The following is a 19,055-nucleotide window of genomic DNA, read 5'->3' on the forward strand; positions in this document are numbered from 1 at the left end:
GCTTGGGAAATCAGGGTTTCTCAAGCGACCACAGGTCGCTTTCGATGCTTTCGAACCTTTCTTTAAGGAGCGTCTGCGTATCGAAAATCGCCCTGTTGTAATAGTGCGGAGCCACTTCGGTGGTGAACAGCTCAAGAATCTCGGCGACCTCGAACGAGCCCAGCTTGAGCTCGAAGCGGTCTTCCATGAAGCGCTTGATCTTGAGGGTAGCCTCACTTTCCTGCTCTGGCGTGAGGTTCAAGATCGGCAGCTTCGGCTTCCTGGCCATTTACCAGCGCCCATCCCAGGCGGCGAAGTTCTGCAGCAATTGCAGGCCATGGGTATGGCTCTTCTCCGGGTGGAACTGCACGGCAAAACGCGAACCTTCGGCCAACGCTGCGGCGAAGTCGACGCCGTAGTGCCCACCCCCCACCACCTGGCGCGGTTTACCGGCGGCGATGTAGTAGCTGTGCACGAAGTAGAAGCGCGCCATATCCGGAATGTCGTGCCACAGCGGGTGATCCACTGTCTGGCTGACTTCGTTCCAGCCCATGTGCGGGACTTTCAGGTGGGCGCCGTCTTCGTGCAGGTCCTTGCCGAAGAACTTCACCTGGCCGGGGAACAGGCCGATGCAGTCGACGCCGTCGTTCTCTTCACTGCGATCGAGCAAGGCTTGCATGCCCACGCAGATGCCGAGGAACGGACGATCCTGGCTGACTTCGCGCACCAGGCTGTCAAAGCCCAGGCGACGGATCTCGGCCATGCAATCGCGGATCGCCCCCACACCGGGGAACACCACGCGGTCGGCTTCGCGAATCACGTTGGCATCGCTGGTGATCAGCACCTTGCCGGCCCCTACGTGTTCGAGGGCCTTGGCCACCGAATGCAGGTTGCCCATGCCGTAATCGATAACCGCGACCGTCTGCATTACAGGACGCCCTTGGTCGAGGGCATCTGCCCGGCCATGCGCTCATCCAGCTCCACGGCCATGCGCAGCGCGCGGCCGAAAGCCTTGAACACGGTTTCGATCTGGTGGTGGGTGTTGGTGCCACGCAGGTTGTCGATGTGCAGGCTGACAAGTGCGTGGTTGACGAAGCCCTGGAAAAATTCCTGGAACAGGTCGACGTCGAAGCCGCCCACGGTGGCGCGGGTGTACGGCACGTGCATCTGCAGGCCTGGGCGGCCGGAGAAGTCGATGACCACACGCGACAGCGCTTCGTCCAGCGGGACATAGGCGTGGCCGTAGCGACGGATGCCTTTTTTGTCGCCGATGGCCTTGGCAAACGCCTGGCCGAGGGTGATGCCTACGTCTTCCACCGTGTGGTGGTCGTCGATATGCAGGTCGCCCTTGCTGACGATATCCAGGTCGATCAGCCCGTGACGGGCGATCTGGTCCAGCATGTGCTCAAGAAAAGGTACACCGATATCAAATCGGGCCTTTCCGGTGCCATCCAGGTTGATCGAGGCTTTGATCTGGGTTTCCAGAGTGTCGCGCTCGACGGACGCCTTACGTTCGGCCATCACCAGCTCCGCAAAATCATTGGGCGAAAAAGGCAGCCATTATAGGGGCGCGGGCGCTAAACAGAAACATCGAAGGGGATAAGACTGACGAGTTGAGGCGGGGAATGTCGGGGATAGACATGTATACACAAGCGGGCGCTCCAGGATGGTGCGCCCGCTTGTATTCAACTTAGTGGAACAGTACCGCCGTCTTCTGCAGGGTCACCCACACACCCCACGCCAACGGAATACCCACCACCAGCCAGGCGGCAATTGCCAACGGCACGGTGCCGGGCGCCGCTTTCCACTCCAGGGAAGTGGTGGCATCAGCCCCTTTGTCATGGCCCAGCGCTTGCTCTGCGGCAAGTTCTGCATCGGTCATGAAGTACTTGTCGGCCACCGGGCGGACCAGCATGTTGCAGATAAAGCCCAGCACCAGCAGGCCGGCGAGGATGTACAAGGTGATGTCATAGGCCGCAGCGCGTTCAACGCCGATGCTCAGTTGATACTCACGCAGGTAGTTCACCAGCACCGGGCCCAGCACGCCCGCCGCTGCCCAGGCGGTCAGCAGGCGACCGTGGATCGCGCCGACCATCTGGGTACCGAACAGGTCGGCCAGGTAGGCCGGGACGGTCGCAAAGCCACCGCCGTACATCGACAGGATGATGCAGAACGCCGCCACGAACAGCGCCACATTGCCCAGGTGCCCCAGGTTCGGGATCAGCGCATACAGGGCAAAGCCCAGGGCGAAGAACACGAAGTAGGTGTTTTTACGCCCCAGGTAGTCGGAGAACGACGCCCAGAAGAACCGACCACCGATGTTGAACAGGCTCAGCAGGCCGGTGAAGCCCGCAGCGATGGCGGCAATCGACGCCAATTGCCCGGCGTCCAGTTGGCCAAACGGCACATCGACACCCAGCAGCTTGCCACCGAACACTTCCTGCAGCAGCGGCGAAGCCATGCCGAGGATGCCGATACCGGCCGACACGTTCAGGCACAGCACCAGCCATACCAGACGGAATTGCGGGGTTTTCCACGCCACATTCACGTGCACGTGACGGTGGGTGATCATCGCGTTACTGGCTTTTTTCGCCGGTGCGGTCCAGCCCTCAGGCTTCCAGCCAGTGGGTGGAACGCGGTAGGACAGCGCGCCGCCGATCATGAACACGAAGTAGATCGCAGCCATGACCAGGAAACTCTGCCATACGCCCACGCTAGTCGGCGAAGCAAAATGCCCCATCAGCGCAGCAGCCAGCGGGGCGCCCACCATTGCGCCGCCGCCGAAGCCCATGATCGCCATGCCGGTGGCCATGCCGCGCTTGTCCGGGAACCACTTGATCAGGGTCGATACGGGCGAGATATAGCCCAGGCCCAGGCCGATACCGCCAATGACCCCGGAGCCGATCCACATCAGCCAGATCTGGTGGGTATAGATACCCAGCGCCGAGATCAGCAGGCCGCCGCACCAGCACAACGCCGACACAACACCGGCCTTGCGCGGCCCGGCATGTTCCAGCCAGCCACCCCAGATCGCTGCCGAGCAGCCCAGGAAGATGAAGAACAGGGTGTAGATCCAGCCCAGCATGGAGATGGGCCAGTCGCATTGGGACGAGAAGACTTGGGCGATGAAGCTCATGTCCGGCGCACAGGCAACCGGTTTAGTGATACCCAGCGCCTTGGACAGCGGCAGCCAGAACACCGAAAAGCCGTAGGCCATGCCGATGCACAGGTGGATGGCCAGGGCGGCCGGTGGAACCAGCCAGCGGTTGAAGCCGGGCTTGGCGATAATGCGCTCCTTGGACAGGAACGCAGGCTGGGCGGCAGTAGTGCCGGCCACAGTGCTAGTGCTCATTGATGAATCCCCCAGTTATTAGTATGCGTTCGTCAGGCGCTCTCTCCCTCGGCCTTGCACGCAAAGCGTGGCCGTTTTTGTAGAGTGAAGCTCCATTTTGGCGCGACGATAAGTCGCAGAAGGCGAACGAACGGCCGAAGATTAGCATTAGCGAGTGACAGAAAAACCAAAATGACATCATCTTTTTGCGATTTTTCGGTTTTATTGGCGTCAAAAACCCGTTTTCGCCCCTATGGATACAATGTAACGATCGGTGACCTGACGCAGGCCGTCGGGCGTTATACTCTGCGGCTAAATTTTGAAATCGACATACAAGGACTCGCCCATGAAAGCGTTCGGCAAAATCCTGGGTCTGGTACTTCTCGGGCTGTTGCTGATCATTGTGGCTCTGGGCTTCGCCCTGACCCATCTCTTCGATCCCAACGACTATAAAGACGAGATTCGCCAGATTGCCCGCGACAAGGCCCACATCGAGCTGACGCTCAATGGCGATATCGGCTGGAGCCTGTTCCCCTGGCTCGGCCTGGAACTGCACGAAGCCAGCGTGGCGACCCTGACCACGCCGACCCAACCCTTCGCCGACCTGCAAATGCTTGGCCTGTCGGTACGCGTGCTGCCGCTGCTGCGTCGCGAGGTGCAAATGAGCGATGTGCGTGTCGAAGGCCTGAACCTGCGCCTCAACCGCGACAAGCAGGGCCATGGCAACTGGGAAGACATCGGCAAGACCGCGCCGGTGGCAACTGCCGGAACCCCCGCGCCAGCGCAAGCGCCTGCCGAGCCCGAAGCGGAAAAACCGTCCAAGCCGATCCGCCTGGATATCGACAGCCTGACGGTCAACAACGCCCGCGTCGAATACAACGATGAACAGACCGGCAAGCAATTCAGCGCCGAAAGTATCCAGCTGAGCACCGGCGCCGTGCACGAAGGTGCGAGCATCCCGGTGAAACTCACCGCCTTCTTCGGCAGCAACCAGCCAGTGATGCGCGTCAAGACCGAGCTCAACGGCAACCTGCGTATCGAACGCGCGCTCAAGCGCTACCAGTTCGAAGACATGAAAGTCACCGGCGAAGCCACTGGCGAGCCGCTGCAAGGCAAGACCGTGACCTTCTCCACACAAGGCCAGTTACTGGTGGACCAGGCGGCCAATATCGCCGAATGGACCAACCTGAAGCTCTCGGCCAACCAGTTGCGCGCCTTGGGCGAACTGAAGGTCAACGACCTGGACAAGACCCCGCAACTCAGCGGCGCGCTGTCCATCGCCCAGTTTGACCTGGCCAAGTTCCTCGAAAGCGTCGGCAACCCGCTGCCGCCCATGGCCGAGGGCAGCCTGAGCAAGGTCGAGCTGGTCAGCCGCCTCAAGGGCACGCCGACCAGCCTGGCGCTGGAAGACCTGAACCTGAAACTCGATGGCAGCACCTTTACCGGTCGTATCGCCGTGGACGACTTTGCCAAGCAGGCGCTGCGCGTGCAGCTCAAGGGCGATACCTTCAACGCCGACAACTACCTGCCGGCCAAGTCCGAATCCGCCAAGGGTGCGACCGCCGCCCGCCAGGCCGAAGTGCAGAACAGCGAAGCCGGCGCCATGGCGGCCGGGGGCACCACGCCACTGCCGGAAGCACCGACCAAAGGCGCCTGGAGCACCGACAAACTGCTGCCATTGGCCCATCTGCGCAAGCTGGATGTGAATGCCGACCTCGCCTTCGGCCAACTGACCCTGAGTAAATTGCCGATCCAGAATGCCGTGCTGAAAGCGTCCGGCGTCGACGGCCAACTCAAGCTCGACACCCTGAGCGGCGGGCTCTACAACGGCACCTTCCAGGCCAACGGCAGCCTGGACGTGCGCCAGGACATTCCGCTGCTGGCCCTGCAAAGCCGGATCAGGCAGGTGCCGGTCGAACGCATCCTGCAGGCCCAGGGGCAAACGCCGCCGGTGAAAGGCCAGGTCACCCTCGACAGCAACCTCAGCGGCCGCGGCAACAGCCAGAAAGCCCTGATCGACAGCCTCAACGGTACCGCCAGCTTTGTGATCAACAACGGCGTGCTGCTCAACGCCAACCTCGAGCAGCAACTGTGCACCGGTATCGCCCTGCTCAACCGCAAGACCTTGAGCGGCGAACAACGCGGCAAGGACACACCGTTCCAGGAGTTGAAGGGCAACCTGACCTTCCGTAACGGCGTCGCCAACAACCCCGACCTGAAAGTGCGCATCCCCGGGCTGGCGGTCAATGGCAACGGTGACGTCGACCTGCGCGTACTGGGCATGGATTACCGCGTCGGCATCATCGTCGAAGGCGACCAGCGCGAAGTACCGGACCCGGCCTGCGAAGTCGGCGCCAACTTCCAGGGCATCGAAGTGCCGTTGCGCTGCCGTGGCCCACTGGAACTCGGTGCCAAGGCCTGCCGCCTGGACAAGGACGGCCTGAGCCAGGTCGCGATCAAGGCGGCCGGCAACAAGCTCAGCGAGAAGCTGGAAGAGAAGCTCGACAAGGTCAATCCGCAGCTCAAAGATGCTTTGAAAGGCCTGTTCAAACGATGAAAAACGAGCAGTTTTCAACGGCGGTGCTGGACTGGTACGACCGCCACGGCCGCCATGACCTGCCCTGGCAACAGGGCATCACGCCTTACCGGGTGTGGGTTTCGGAGATCATGCTGCAGCAGACCCAGGTCAGCACGGTGCTCAATTACTTCGACCGCTTCATGGCCTCCCTGCCAACGGTCGAAGCCCTGGCCGCCGCGCCGGAGGACGAAGTGCTGCACCTGTGGACCGGCCTGGGTTATTACACTCGGGCGCGCAACCTGCAAAAGACCGCGAAAATCATCGTGGCCGAGTACGGCGGCGAGTTTCCCAGGGATGTGGAAAAACTCACCGAGTTGCCCGGCATCGGCCTGTCCACCGCCGGCGCGATTGCCAGCCTGAGCATGGGCCTGCGCGCGCCGATCCTCGATGGCAACGTCAAACGCGTGCTGGCGCGCTTCACCGCACAAGAGGGCTACCCCGGCGAACCCAAGGTGGCCAAGCAGCTGTGGGCCACCGCGGAGCGCTTCACACCCCATGATCGTGTCAACGCCTACACCCAGGCGATGATGGACATGGGCGCCACCCTCTGCACCCGCAGCAAGCCCAGCTGCCTGCTGTGCCCGCTGGAAAAAGGCTGCGAAGCCCACCTGCTCGGCCTGGAGACACGCTACCCGATCCCCAAGCCGCGCAAGAGCATCCCGCAGAAGCGCACGCTGATGCCGATGCTGGCCAATGCCGAAGGCGCCATCCTGCTTTACCGCCGCCCCTCCACCGGCCTGTGGGGCGGCTTGTGGAGCCTGCCCGAACTGGACGACCTGCAAGACCTCGAACACCTGGCCAACCAGCACGCTCTCGAGCTGGGCGAGCACCAGGCACTGCCGGGGCTGATCCACACCTTCAGCCACTTCCAGCTGGCCATCGAACCCTGGCTGGTGCAGGTCGAGGAATCCGCCCATCACGTGGCCGAGGCCGACTGGCTCTGGTATAACCTCGCCACCCCGCCGCGCCTGGGCCTTGCCGCCCCGGTAAAGAAACTGCTGAAACGCGCGGCCGATGTATTGAACGCAGGAGAGTCGTCATGACCCGCACCGTAATGTGCCGCAAGTACAACGAAGAATTGCCAGGCCTGGAACGCCCTCCGTACCCAGGTGCGAAGGGCCAGGACATTTTCGATCACATCTCCGCCCAGGCATGGGGCGACTGGCTGAAACACCAGACGCTGCTGATCAATGAAAAACGCCTGAACATGATGAACGCCGAAGACCGTAAATACCTGTCAGGCGAAATGGACAAGTTCTTTTCCGGCGAGGATTACGCCAAGGCTGACGGCTACGTGCCGCCTGCTCAATAATTGATCAAAAATCGGGGTCGGCACGTAAGCGACGGTAATAATTAAATATTTTTTGAAAACTTGCTTGACGACCCCCTGAAAAACCCGTTTAATGCGCCCCGTTGCCCAGATAGCTCAGTCGGTAGAGCAGGGGATTGAAAATCCCCGTGTCGGCGGTTCGATTCCGTCTCTGGGCACCACTAATTAATTTCAGGTGGTGCCAAAACCACCCGAAAGCCCACAAGAAGCCCGCCCAGTGCGGGCTTTTTGTTGTCCGGGATTTATAGATGCCGCCTGGGGCGATCGAGCATCGCCCCAGGGGATTTCAGTTAGCTGCGATCCGACATCAATGTGAACACTGCCACCCGCTCCTGATCGGATATCTCAAAACCGCGCTCTTCCACCCGATCCAGCCAGCCCTGGGCTGACAGCTGCTCGCCAAAGCGTACCAGGCGCCCGTAACGCTCGAAGACCGCCCTCAACACATTGATCATCGCCGGATAGCTGCAACCGCCATCAAAGCCAATGCTCAGCCTTCCGATTCGCGAGCGCTCAATTACGTAGCCACTGACGGGCCGCTTAAAGTCCTTTTTCGTCATATCCCTGTGCTTCCAATACGGCAAGTTCAAAAAACGGCACAGCCAATTTGACCGACCGGTCACTCGATCGGCAAACATACAGCAAGGTGCCAGGTCACTTCAGCAAAAACACCATCAGCGGGTTGTCGTTCAATCGCCCCTCTAGGCTCGGCTGCAGGCGATCCAGGGGCGTTCCCGGCAACAGCGTCGTTTCCTTGCGTGCCACGATCACCCAGGCAGGACGGGGCAAAGCATCCAGCCGTCCAACCTCGTTACCCGCGATAAACACGGGCTGCTCGTCGTGGTCCAGGTTCATCATGTAGCGCACGGCCCAGGTATCACGCCCCAGGTTGAGAAACACCAAGGTACCCGGCTGCTTCACGCGAAGCGCCTCCACCTGCCCCACGAATCTCCGGGTATCGAACTGCAAATCCTTGGCCGGCTCCACGACAGCCACCAACACCAGCCATTGCGCCGCCAATGCAACGAGGCTGAGCCACACCAGTCGCTGCGGCCGTCGCCAGACACCCAGCGCAGCCACTTGCAGCACCAACAGGACAGCAATCAGTAGCGGCAACGAAACGTTAGGCCAGTAACCGTGCTTCTGCCACCCATGCCGACAGACAAACACGGCAACCACGCACAGCGCCGGCAGCGCCGCGACAAGCCACTCGTAGCCCCTACGCACGCCCGAAAGCCAGCCTTGCGCCTGAAGCAGCCCATAGGCCGCGACAGCCGCAAACATCGGCACCATGGGCAGAATGTAATAGGCACGCTTGAAATGCGGCACCGACAAGCCAAGCAGGATCATCAACCCACAGGCACCGAGCCGCACCACCAATTGCACCGGATCATCAAACCGCTCCGCCCAACGATGACGCAGCGCAACCAATGTGACCAACGCCAGCGGCACCACGGGGAAGTAACGGTACAGGCTCAGCTGGAAGTAGAAATAGAACGGCTCGCCGCTTTCATCAAGGCGCCCGCCCACTTGCATCTTGAACACTTCATCGGCAAACCCATCGCCGCCGCTGATGCGCGCCAGCTTCACCAACAGCCACCAACAGGCCGCCAGCAACACCAGGCCGACGATGCCGTGGATCAACACCTGCCTGACCCGCGCTCCAGGTCTGCCCAGCGCCCAATACACGCACACCACGCCGCAGACTTCGATCAAGCCCAGCGGGCCGCGTATCGCGAAACCCAGGATGAACAGCGGGAGCACCGCAAGTTGCCTGAGCCGCGAACCCAGGCGCTCACCACTGTGCAGCAGGTAGAAACTGCCGACACACAGCAGCGCCACCATCTGGTCCAGGCATACCGAGCGGGACTTCTCGAGCAATTGGGTGGTGAGCAACGTCAGCAGCACCGTGAGCAACGCCCACGGGCGACTCGCCGGGACCAGCAAGCGATAGATCAAGGCTACGACCCCGGCGGATGCAAGGGCAGTGGGCAGCACATTGGCCAAATGGTTGGGCGCACCGAACAACCGGGCAAATACGTAACTGAAGAAGGTCGCGGTACCAGGGTAGTCCGCGTAAGGCTGCCCATAGGTGGTGGGGAAAAGACTCGCGCCATGGCGAAACATTTCCTGCAGGAACAGCGCCCAGCGCCCGTCAAAGCCCTGGGGTTGCTGGTCCCAGATACCCAGCGTGAACAGCAACAGCGCGAACAGGAAAATGCCCAGGGACTCCAGGCGGAAACGGTTGCAGTGATCCATGGGTTGGCCTGTCAGGTAGGGAACGCCGACCTAGGGTGCCGAACGTATCCCTAATAGCGCCTGAACAAACCTGAACATTCACGTTTCACCGACCAGCAGGCCACACCAGCCTCGGGATCAGGCGCACGTAGATCAACTCGCCCACCAACTCGACCAGGGTTTGCAGGATCACCGCCGTCGCCGCCACGCCGCGCACGTCTTCTGGCAACGCCAGGGCCAGCGGCAACACCACCAATGAGTTACGCGTCGATGCGCTGAACGTCACCGCCCGTGCCGTCGCCGCCGGCAGCGCGAACAGCCTCGCAGCCAACGCCCCGATCACCGGCGCCAGCAACAGGAACGCCACGTACACCGGGATCACCGGCAGCAACAGGTTAATGTCACGCACCACCGAAGTGATTTGCGAACCGATCACCACCACCAACACCAGCGCCATCGCCGGCACCGGCAACCATGCCCAGGCGTCGCTCCACGCACTGACGCCCGATGAGCGCCGTGCCAGGAATGTGGTGATCACCGCCAGCCCCATGGGCAGCACGATCAACAACAGGAACGCCTCGATAAACGGCCCCGCCTGCACCACCACCCCGGACTGCGCCCCCAGCATCAACCCCAGGTACACCGGCAACAGCAGCAACTGCAGCAACAACAGCACCGGCGTCGCCGCCAGCATCAAGCGCGAGTCGCCTTTACCGATATGGGTAAACACCACCACATAGTCGATACACGGCGTCAGCAACACCAGCAATGCGCCTACCAGCAACGCCGGGCGCTCCACCAGGCCACGGGTCAACACCCACACCAGCAGCGGCACGAGGATGAAATTGGCCAGCAGCAGCGCCGACAGAAAGCGCTTATGGCCCAAGCCCTGGCGCAGGTCCAGAAAAGGAATTTGCAGGAACATCGCATACATCAACACCGCGATGGCGGGCGTGACCAGCGCGCCGAGGCCCTGGGCCAACGAAGGCGCGAGCAGGCCGAACGCACCAGCCAGGAGGACAGCGGCGAAGTAGAGGGGGATCTGGTTGTGTTCGAGGGTGTCGCGGGTCATGAAAACGCTCTGGTGGATCGCAGAGGTGCAAGCCTATGCGTCTACTGGCGCGAGGTCGAGTGCAGCGGACCGGTCGCCTCTGAAGGATATTCTTGGCGTGTATGCAATACGGTCAGGATCTCGACCTGTTCCATAACGCGATAGACGACCCGATAGTTTGGATGAACAACCATTTCACGAGTGCCGGACAAGCGCCCTTGCCTGAATCCGTATGGCATTGACGATAAACCCTCAGCGGCCGCCACCATCGTACGGTGCAACGAAGCGGCGGAAGCGGCGTTGTACTGCTCGATGTAATCAATAATTTCGGTCAAGGCGACGATAGCCTCAGGTCGCTATTTAACGAGCAGCACGACGAGCCTTGCGCCTCTCTTCCAGCATCCTCTCGACTTCTGCCATTGCCTCATCGTGTGGAATACTTGGGCGAGGATCATCAATGGAAGCCTGTACCTTGGCACGAAACCAACGGTCGTAGCTGGCAGCCCGCTCTTCAGTTTCAAACTCTGAAACGATGGGAGAACGTGGGATGCTCATGGAGACCTCCGGAATAGGTGCCTGCCAGTCTAATCTGTCCATGGTGTGCTGCCGTTTCTCTCGGATCTATGGCTTTCGCCGGGGCTCTGCACGCTTTGCGAGCGCCGAAGGTTAATGACCCAATCAAAGGGCAGACAAGTGCTGGCAAACTGGCTAGCTGTTACTAAAAAATAATAATCCACGCAGGGGCTTCGAAACGATGAATTTGAATGACGCCTCTTCAGTAGAACTTGCAACTACACCCCAAAATAGCCAAAGCGAATCCTTCAAGGAATCCGCCGCAGACGGCCACCCCCTCGGCGGCTTCACCTGGCGCCACCCGCGCACCGACCGCGAACGGCCGGTCGTCATCATCAACGCCGCCACCTCCGTGCGTTGCCACCACTACTCACGTTTCGCCGACTACCTGTTTGCCAACGGCTTTGACGTGATCACCTACGACTATCGCGGCATCGGCGAGTCCCGCAGCGGTTCGTTGCGTGGGTTCAAGGCGTCGTGGTCGGATTGGGGCACGCTGGATTTCGAAGCGATCCTGCTGCGGGCGCAGCGGGAGTTTCCAGGCCAGCCGATTGATGTGGTCGGCCACAGTTTTGGTGGCTGTGCGGCGGGGCTGGGCGCATCCGGCGCGGTGATCCGGCGAATCGTGACCGTGGGCGCGCAGTTCGCCTACTGGCGCGATTACGCCGCCGCCGGGCGCTGGCAGATGTTTGCCAAATGGCATGTGGTCATGCCGATGGTCACGGCACTCTGCGGGTATTTCCCCGGCAAGCGCCTGGGTTGGCTGGAGGATACGCCGGCAGGCGTGGTGCGCGACTGGAGCACGCCAACGCCCAGGTATGAGACGCGGCCCAGCGGGCGGGCCCTGGCGGACTTGCCATTCAGTCGCGTGAAGGCGCAGGTGCTGGCGATCAGCATCACCGATGACCCCTTCGGCACCGTGGCGGCGATTGAACGGTTGCTGGGTTACTTCGACGGCAGCGAGCGCACCCATCTGCGCATCGCCCCGGAAGACATCGGCGAAAAACAGGTCGGACATTTCGCGTTCTTTCGCAGGGAGTATCAGGATCGGTTGTGGCCGATTGCACTGGCCTGGCTGCAACACGGTCAATTAACGGCGGATACCCTTGGGATTTCCCTCAACCTGCGCTTCAATACCCCACCCAGATCCTGACCCAAGGACGTGAGCCCATGGCCTCGCCGAACAAGCAGCAAAAACGTGCCCACCGGGCCAAGGCCAAGGCCAAGCAGAACCGCACCCAGCGCGCCGTCGCGAGCAAACCGGATGCGTTTGCCGGCGATGACGACCGGATTGACCTTGAGTCAGTGGATTTGACCGAGCTGTTCGTGGAGATGCGCACCGCCGGCGAGACCAGCCAGCAGGCCCTCTGCGCGGTATTCCTGGCCCACCCGCTGCTCGCGCTGGTGCTGGAGCAGGAAGGCGAAGAAGAAGCCACCGACTTTATCCTGGCGGCACTGATCGAGTATCGGCAGTGGGCCACCGACAGCGACGATGAAGCCGCCGCACTGGCGTGGATCGAATCGCCGCAGTTCCAGGCGGATTACGTCGCCGCATCCGAGGCCCTCACCAACTAAAACCAAATGTGGGAGGGGGCTTGCCCCCTCCCACATTTGAACTGCGGCGCAATCGAGCACCGCATTCCATCACATCAATTCAGCACCGCAGCGCCCACTCTCTGCGCCTTGCGACGGCTGGACACAAACAACCCCGCCGCCACTACCAGCAAGCTCAAGACCCCGGTCGCGATGATCTCGACCCGATGCGCTTCCTGGAACAGCATGATGGTCAATGTGCCGACGATGAATACCATCACCGCGTAGGTCAGGCCTGGGAACAGCCACATCTTGAAGACAATTTTCTCGCCCGCCGCCATGCGCTTCTGGCGCATGCGCAGTTGCGACACCGCAATCACCAGGTACACCAGCAGCGCGATGGCGCCAGAGCTGGCCAGCAGGAATTCGAACACCGCTGCCGGCGCCACGTAGTTGGCAAATACCGCCAGGAACGCCGCGCCGGTGGACAGCAATACCGCCCAGTAAGGCGTGCCGCTTTTGTTGGTGCGCTTGGCCACGGCCGGTGCATCGCCGCGACGGCCCAGGGAGAACAGCATGCGCGAAGCGGTGTACAGCGCCGAGTTCAGGCAGCTGGTCACGGCAACCAGAACCACCAGGTCGACGATCAGCTTGGCGTTCGGGATACCCATGCGTTCCAGCACGGTCTGGTAGGAACCTACCGCCGCCAGGGTCGGATCATTCCAAGGCACCAGGGACACGACGATGAAGATCGACAACAGGTAGAACAAACCAATCCGCCAGATCACCGAGTTGGTGGCCTTGGTGATTTGCTGGCCCGGGTTCTTCGATTCAGCGGCGGCGATGGTGACGATCTCGGTGCCCATGAAGGAGAACATGGTGGTCAGGATCGCTGCCAATACCGCGCCCATGCCGTTGGGCATAAAGCCTTGGGTGTCAAAGAGGTGGGAAACGCCGCTGACCTGGCTGGTAGGAAGGAAGCCGAAAATCGCCGCCAGGCCGAGGATCACAAAGCCCACGATCGCCACGACCTTGATCAACGCGAACCAGAACTCGAACTCACCGTAGTTCTTCACGCTGAACAGGTTGGTGGCCGTCAGCAGCAACGTGATGATCAGCGTGAAGGCCCAAATGGCCACATCCGGGAACCAGGCGTTGAGAATGGTCGCGGCGGCGTTGGCTTCCAATGGAATCACCAGCACCCAGAACCACCAGTACAGCCAGCCGATGGTAAAGCCGGCCCAGTGACCGATCGCACGGTCGGCATAGGTGGAGAACGAACCGGTGTCCGGCGACGCCACGGCCATTTCGGCCAGCATGCGCATCACCAAGACCACCAGCGTACCCGCTGCGGCATATGCCAGCAGGACCGCAGGGCCAGCGGCAGCAATCGCGTGGCCGGAGCCGACAAACAAACCGGCACCAATGACGCCGGCAATCGACAGCATGGTGACGTGACGCGGTTTGAGCCCCTGTTCGAGGTCATTGGAGCTTTGCGTACTACTCATTGACACACCTTTGCGAGGAATTGCGAAAACGGTCCGCCCGGCCTGGGCTCTTCCTCGTGAAAAGAAACCAACAGGGCGTTCTTTATTTTTTACGCAAGATTTGCGCCAAAATGTTACAAAACCGCGATTGACGCGGCCTGCAGGACGATTCACCAGTCATCGCAAGTCATTGAGAACAATGGCATTCCGCTATAGCGTTACCGTGCGACTCACTTTCAAGACGAACAAGCGCACCAAAAACACACACGAAAAGTACGCGGCGCGCCATAAAAGGGCCGATAGCTACCGTTTGCCCGTTTAATCCTTCCAACACCCGGCCAAAGCTGGCACCATCGCGCCCTTTTTCACGCGAAGCCTGCGGGTTCACGGGTTAAAACGGTTGTTCGGTTGTTGATGGCGCGACACCCTGCTGTGCCGATGCGACACCCTGCCGCACACCGCCCGTTTACCGCCCGCCGCGCTGTTGGCCGCCATCAGGACGCTATGCTAGCTTGGCGCCTCGCCAGGAAGGCGGCCCAACAGCGAAGATCGCAATGAACACAATGAGGACCCCACATGGCCGAGGCCACGCCCGCGCTTGAAATCCGCAACTTGCATAAACGCTATGGTGAGCTGGAGGTACTCAAAGGTATCTCGCTGACCGCTCGCGACGGCGATGTGATCTCGATCCTGGGTTCCTCCGGTTCCGGCAAGTCCACGTTCCTGCGCTGCATCAACCTGCTGGAAAACCCGCACCAGGGCCAGATCCTCGTGGCCGGCGAAGAGCTCAAGCTCAAGGCCGCGAAAAACGGCGAGCTGATGGCCGCAGACGGCAAGCAGATCAACCGCCTGCGCAGCGAAATCGGTTTTGTGTTTCAAAACTTTAACCTGTGGCCGCACATGAGCATCCTCGACAACATCATCGAGGCCCCTCGCCGTGTGCTCGGCCAGAGCAAGGCCGAGGCAATAGAAGTGGCCGAAGCCCTGCTGGACAAGGTCGGCATCGCCGACAAGCGCCATGCCTACCCCGCGCAATTGTCCGGCGGCCAGCAACAACGGGCGGCCATCGCGCGCACCCTGGCGATGCAGCCCAAGGTCATCCTGTTCGACGAACCCACTTCAGCCCTTGACCCGGAAATGGTCCAGGAAGTACTTAATGTGATCCGCGCGCTGGCCGAAGAAGGCCGCACCATGCTGCTGGTCACCCACGAAATGGGCTTCGCCCGTCAGGTCTCCAGTGAAGTGGTGTTCCTCCACCAGGGCCTGATCGAAGAGCAAGGATCGCCACAGCAGGTGTTTGAAAACCCGCTTTCGGCGCGCTGCAAACAATTCATGTCCAGCAACCGCTAACGGAGCAACATGCATGCAGAACTATAAAAAATTCCTTCTGGCCGCGGCCGTCTCGATGGCGTTCAGCGCCACGGCCATGGCAGAAACCTTGACCATGGGGATCGAAGCGGCCTACCCGCCGTTCAACAATAAAGACGCCAGCGGCCAAGTGGTCGGCTTCGACAAAGACATCGGCGACGCCCTGTGCGCCAAGATGAAAGTCGAAAAGTGCGACGTGTATGTGTCCGACTGGGACGGCATCATCCCGGCCCTGAATGCCAAGAAGTTCGACTTCCTGGTGTCCTCGCTGTCGATCACCGACGAGCGCAAGCAAGCCGTCGACTTCACCGACCCGTACTACTCCAACAAGCTGCAGTTCATCGCGCCCAAAGCCACCGCAGACTTCAAGACCGACGCCGCCTACCTGAAGGGCAAGGTCATCGGCGCCCAACGCGCGACGCTGGCCGGCACCTACCTGGAAGACAAGCTGCCTGACACCGAAGCCAAGCTCTACGACACCCAGGAAAACGCCTACCTTGACCTGACGTCCGGCCGCCTCGACGGGATCCTCGCCGACAAGTACGTGCAGTACGAATGGCTCAAGAGCAAAGACGGCCTGGCCTACGAGTTCAAGGGCGACCCGGTTGTCGAGAGCGACAAGATCGGTATCGCCGTACGCAAGGGCGACCCGCTGCGCGAGCGCCTGAACAAAGCCCTGGCAGAGATCAAGGCAGACGGCACCTACAAGAAGATCAACGACAAGTACTTCCCGTTCAGCATCGAATGACCTGAACGGCCTGCCCGGCGCGCTCACTTGAGCGCGCCGGCTTTCAGCAATGCCTGCCGCGATATGAAGACACCATGAATTTCGATCTCTACGGATTCGGCCCGGCTCTCGCTGCCGGCGCGCTGATGACCGTCAAACTGGCGCTCACGGCGTTATGCCTGGGGCTGGTACTCGGCCTCGCCGGTGCCCTGGCCAAGACTTCCCCGTACAAGCCGTTGCAATGGCTGGGCGGTACTTACTCGACAATCGTTCGCGGTGTGCCGGAGCTGCTGTGGGTGCTGCTGATCTACTTCGGCACGATCAACGCCATGCGCTCACTGGGTGAGTTGCTCGACATTCCCGACCTGTCCCTCAGCGCCTTTGCCGCTGGCGTGATCGCCCTGGGCCTGTGTTTCGGCGCCTACGCCACGGAAGTGCTGCGGGGTGCAATCATCTCCATTCCCAAAGGCCACCGCGAAGCGGGTGTGGCGCTGGGTCTGTCGAAGTTTCGTATCTTTACCCGGTTGATCATGCCGCAGATGTGGCGCATCGCCCTGCCGGGCCTGGGCAATCTGTTCCTGATCCTGATGAAAGATACCGCGCTGGTCACGGTCATCGGCCTCGAAGAAATCATGCGCCATGCGCAGATCGCCGTAACCGTCACCAAACAGCCTTTCACCTTCTATATGGTCGCCGCATTCATCTACCTGGGCCTGACGTCGCTGTCGATGGTGGCCATGCACTTCCTGGAACAACGCGCCGCCCGCGGCTTCGTGAGGACGACGTAATGGAATGGGAAGTCATCATCAAGTGGCTGCCGAAGTTTATCCAGGGTGCCATCCTGACCCTGGAGCTGGTGAGCATCGCTGTGATCCTCGGCCTGATCCTGGCCATCCCCCTAGGTATCGCGCGCTCGTCCAAGCACCTGTCTGTGCGCGCCCTGCCCTACGCCTATATCTTTTTCTTTCGCGGCACGCCGCTGCTGGTGCAGTTGTTCCTGGTCTATTACGGCCTGGCCCAATTCGACAGCATCCGCTCAAGCTTCATGTGGAAGTACCTGCGCGATCCGTTCTGGTGTGCCACCGCCACCATGACGCTACACACCGCCGCGTACATCGCCGAGATCCTGCGGGGTGCCATCCAGGCCATTCCGCCTGGGGAAATCGAAGCCGCCCGTGCGTTGGGCATGTCCAGGCCCAAGACGCTGTTCTACATCGTACTGCCCCGGGCCGCGCGCATCGGATTGCCGGCCTACAGCAACGAAGTGATCCTGATGCTCAAGGCCAGCTCGCTGGCGAGCACCGTGACCCTGCTGGAACTGACCGGCATGGCCAGGACGATCATCGCGCGCAACTACCTGACGGTGGAGATGTTCTTCACCGCCGGCGTGTTCTACCTGCTGATCTCCTTCCTGCTGGTACGCGGCTTCAGGCTGCTGGAACGCTGGCTGCGCGTCGATGCCTGCCAGGGACGTTGAAGCCCGCTTCGAGGCGCTGGATGCGTTTCTGATCGAGCACCAAGGGCTGTGGCGACCACGGCCCTTTACTCATCGGCAGTTGCCTTGGGAAACCGAGCATCCGCAACTGGCCCGATGGCTGCGTCAACGCTCGTTGTCCGACGCGGAAACCAACCACAACCATCCCCACACCCTACCGGCGCCGGCGCCTTTTCCCTCACTGGCCCGCGAAGCCTTGCGCCTCAGTGCTGTGGATAAGTTACCGACGCAGCCCCTGCAACCGGCGGCGCGCCGCCTGAATGTCGACGTACCCGGGCGCAAGTGGCAGCAAATCGAAGCCTTCGGCGCTGCGCTGCAGTTTGCGCAAACACCCCGGCATTGGCTGGACTGGTGCGCCGGCAAGGGCCACCTCGGCCGCCGCCTGCTGCACACCAACCAACAGCTGACCTGCCTGGAATGCGACCCGGCGCTGATCGCGGCAGGCCAGGCCTTGAGCGACCACCACGGCCTGCCCGTCACCCACCGCCTGCAAGATGTCATGGCGGACGTGAGCCTAGACCCCGAGCACACCCCCGTCGCCCTGCATGCCTGCGGCGACCTGCATGTGCGCCTGCTGCAATTGGCCAGTGCCGCCGGCTGTAAGCAACTGGCCGTGGCGCCGTGCTGCTACAACCGCATCAACACGGACGCCTACCAGCCGCTGTCCGAAGCGGGCCGTGCTTCAGCCTTGCAGTTGTCGGTCGACGATCTTGGCCTGCCCCTCAGCGAAACCGTCACGGCCGGTAAACGCGTGCGGCTGCAGCGGGACATCTCCATGGCGCGCCGCCTGGGTTTCGATCAGTTGCAACGCCAGTTACGCCACTGCGACGAGTACCTGCCTACCCCTTCCCTGCCCGCCGGTTGGCTGGACAAACCCTTCGCCGACTACTGCCAGGCGTTGGCCAGTATCAAAGGGTTATCCACAGGTGAACAGGATTGGGCGGCGCTGGAAGCGCACGGCTGGCAACGTTTGGCCGAGGTCAGGAACCTGGAGTTGCTGCGTGGGCTGTTTCGGCGCCCACTTGAAGTGTGGCTGGTACTGGATCGGGCACTGTTTCTTGGCGAACGTGGCTACAGGGTCGAAGTGGGCAGCTTCTGCGAAACCACACTGACACCACGCAACTTGATGGTGCTTGCCGAGCGCGATTAAGGGGCAGGATTGTCGCACCCCAGCCTGTGGATAACTCTGTTGATGGAATCTTTACAAGGCCTGTGGCTACCTGCGCTACAGGCAAAAAGCCACGTTGTTCATTTTTTGTTCACAGAATAAAACGCACGTAAAACAGGCAGTTGCGGGGTGTTGAGAATGGCTCCACAACCTGATCATTTCGCGACAGCCCAAACAACCAATTGTGCATAAGCATC

The 19,055-nt window shown here is 61.1% G+C and carries 20 protein-coding genes and 1 tRNA gene; 11 read left to right on the forward strand and 10 right to left on the reverse strand.

All coding sequences use genetic code 11. The features are described 5' to 3' along the window. Positions 1-10: 10 nt before the first annotated feature. The 4 genes from BFP99_RS04175 to BFP99_RS04190 all read right to left on the reverse strand — a co-directional run bounded on the left by BFP99_RS04175 (position 11) and on the right by BFP99_RS04190 (position 3,331). On the reverse strand, positions 11-268 hold the full coding sequence (locus BFP99_RS04175; protein ID WP_065925755.1) for a DUF2164 domain-containing protein: 258 nt from the start codon (positions 266-268) through the stop codon (positions 11-13). Beyond that, entirely contained in the window at positions 269-907 is a 639-nt protein-coding gene (gene hisH / locus BFP99_RS04180) for an imidazole glycerol phosphate synthase subunit HisH (RefSeq protein ID WP_065946680.1), read from the reverse strand. After that, a complete protein-coding gene (hisB, locus tag BFP99_RS04185) occupies positions 907-1,500 on the reverse strand; it encodes an imidazoleglycerol-phosphate dehydratase HisB (protein WP_017849940.1) in 594 nt (197 codons plus the stop codon). Before hisB ends, hisH begins: the two co-directional genes overlap by 1 nt. Before the next feature lie 169 nt (positions 1,501-1,669). Next, entirely contained in the window at positions 1,670-3,331 is a 1,662-nt protein-coding gene (locus tag BFP99_RS04190; RefSeq protein ID WP_065925757.1) for an OFA family MFS transporter, read from the reverse strand. Positions 3,332-3,656: 325 nt separating this feature from the next. On the opposite strand from BFP99_RS04190, the gene BFP99_RS04195 reads away from it, so the two are divergent. From BFP99_RS04195 to BFP99_RS04210, 4 genes are all read left to right on the forward strand, one after another. Further along, positions 3,657-5,867, forward strand: coding sequence for an AsmA family protein (locus BFP99_RS04195; RefSeq protein WP_065946681.1), 2,211 nt, complete (start codon positions 3,657-3,659; stop codon positions 5,865-5,867). Beyond that, positions 5,864-6,931 carry an A/G-specific adenine glycosylase gene (mutY, locus tag BFP99_RS04200; protein WP_065925759.1) on the forward strand — a complete coding sequence of 356 codons (1,068 nt, stop codon included), beginning with the start codon at positions 5,864-5,866 and terminating at the stop codon, positions 6,929-6,931. Before BFP99_RS04195 ends, mutY begins: the two co-directional genes overlap by 4 nt. Continuing rightward, complete coding sequence (locus tag BFP99_RS04205; protein ID WP_027605083.1) at positions 6,928-7,200, forward strand: oxidative damage protection protein; 273 nt, start codon at positions 6,928-6,930, stop codon at positions 7,198-7,200. Before mutY ends, BFP99_RS04205 begins: the two co-directional genes overlap by 4 nt. Positions 7,201-7,303: 103 nt before the next feature. Further along, positions 7,304-7,379 (forward strand) — tRNA-Phe (locus tag BFP99_RS04210). 129 nt (positions 7,380-7,508) lie between these two features. On the opposite strand, the gene BFP99_RS04215 is transcribed toward BFP99_RS04210, so the two are convergent. From BFP99_RS04215 to BFP99_RS31700, 5 genes are all read right to left on the reverse strand, one after another. Beyond that, complete coding sequence (locus BFP99_RS04215) at positions 7,509-7,778, reverse strand: hypothetical protein (RefSeq protein WP_027605084.1); 270 nt, start codon at positions 7,776-7,778, stop codon at positions 7,509-7,511. Between the two features lie 94 nt (positions 7,779-7,872). Then, a complete protein-coding gene (locus BFP99_RS04220) occupies positions 7,873-9,477 on the reverse strand; it encodes a glycosyltransferase family 39 protein (protein WP_065946682.1) in 1,605 nt (534 codons plus the stop codon). A gap of 85 nt (positions 9,478-9,562) precedes the next feature. Then, positions 9,563-10,528 carry an arsenic resistance protein gene (locus BFP99_RS04225; RefSeq protein ID WP_065946683.1) on the reverse strand — a complete coding sequence of 322 codons (966 nt, stop codon included), beginning with the start codon at positions 10,526-10,528 and terminating at the stop codon, positions 9,563-9,565. Between the two features lie 41 nt (positions 10,529-10,569). Next, entirely contained in the window at positions 10,570-10,851 is a 282-nt protein-coding gene (locus tag BFP99_RS31695; protein WP_256098073.1) for a type II toxin-antitoxin system RelE/ParE family toxin, read from the reverse strand. A gap of 16 nt (positions 10,852-10,867) precedes the next feature. After that, positions 10,868-11,062 carry a type II toxin-antitoxin system RelB family antitoxin gene (locus BFP99_RS31700; protein ID WP_083221133.1) on the reverse strand — a complete coding sequence of 65 codons (195 nt, stop codon included), beginning with the start codon at positions 11,060-11,062 and terminating at the stop codon, positions 10,868-10,870. Between the two features lie 199 nt (positions 11,063-11,261). Between BFP99_RS31700 and BFP99_RS04230 the strand changes: the two genes are divergently transcribed. Both BFP99_RS04230 and BFP99_RS04235 read left to right on the forward strand, forming a co-directional pair. Next, positions 11,262-12,233: an alpha/beta hydrolase family protein gene (locus BFP99_RS04230; protein ID WP_065946684.1), complete on the forward strand. Its 972-nt coding sequence runs from the start codon at positions 11,262-11,264 to the stop codon at positions 12,231-12,233. A gap of 17 nt (positions 12,234-12,250) precedes the next feature. After that, positions 12,251-12,655 (forward strand): hypothetical protein, encoded by a 405-nt coding sequence (locus tag BFP99_RS04235; protein WP_027605088.1) that lies wholly within the window; start codon positions 12,251-12,253, stop codon positions 12,653-12,655. 74 nt (positions 12,656-12,729) lie between these two features. On the opposite strand, the gene gabP is transcribed toward BFP99_RS04235, so the two are convergent. Further along, positions 12,730-14,121 (reverse strand): GABA permease, encoded by a 1,392-nt coding sequence (gene gabP, locus BFP99_RS04240; RefSeq protein WP_065925763.1) that lies wholly within the window; start codon positions 14,119-14,121, stop codon positions 12,730-12,732. Between the two features lie 555 nt (positions 14,122-14,676). Here gabP and BFP99_RS04245 point away from each other — a divergent pair. The 5 genes from BFP99_RS04245 (at position 14,677) to BFP99_RS04265 (ending at position 18,840) form a co-directional block, all read left to right on the forward strand. Further along, positions 14,677-15,450, forward strand: a complete 774-nt coding sequence (locus BFP99_RS04245) for an ABC transporter ATP-binding protein (RefSeq protein WP_065925764.1) — start codon at positions 14,677-14,679, stop codon at positions 15,448-15,450. A gap of 13 nt (positions 15,451-15,463) precedes the next feature. Continuing rightward, positions 15,464-16,216, forward strand: a complete 753-nt coding sequence (locus BFP99_RS04250; protein WP_065925765.1) for an ABC transporter substrate-binding protein — start codon at positions 15,464-15,466, stop codon at positions 16,214-16,216. Between the two features lie 74 nt (positions 16,217-16,290). Beyond that, positions 16,291-16,983 carry an ABC transporter permease gene (locus tag BFP99_RS04255; protein ID WP_027605092.1) on the forward strand — a complete coding sequence of 231 codons (693 nt, stop codon included), beginning with the start codon at positions 16,291-16,293 and terminating at the stop codon, positions 16,981-16,983. Beyond that, positions 16,983-17,672 (forward strand): ABC transporter permease, encoded by a 690-nt coding sequence (locus tag BFP99_RS04260; protein WP_065925766.1) that lies wholly within the window; start codon positions 16,983-16,985, stop codon positions 17,670-17,672. The genes BFP99_RS04255 and BFP99_RS04260 overlap by 1 nt, the downstream gene beginning before the upstream one ends. Next, positions 17,653-18,840, forward strand: a complete 1,188-nt coding sequence (locus tag BFP99_RS04265; RefSeq protein ID WP_065946685.1) for a methyltransferase — start codon at positions 17,653-17,655, stop codon at positions 18,838-18,840. The genes BFP99_RS04260 and BFP99_RS04265 overlap by 20 nt, the downstream gene beginning before the upstream one ends. Positions 18,841-19,055: the final 215 nt, after the last annotated feature.

It is taken from the genome of Pseudomonas sp. 1 R 17, assembly GCF_900067035.1.
Classification (GTDB): Bacteria; Pseudomonadota; Gammaproteobacteria; order Pseudomonadales; family Pseudomonadaceae; genus Aquipseudomonas; species Aquipseudomonas marginalis.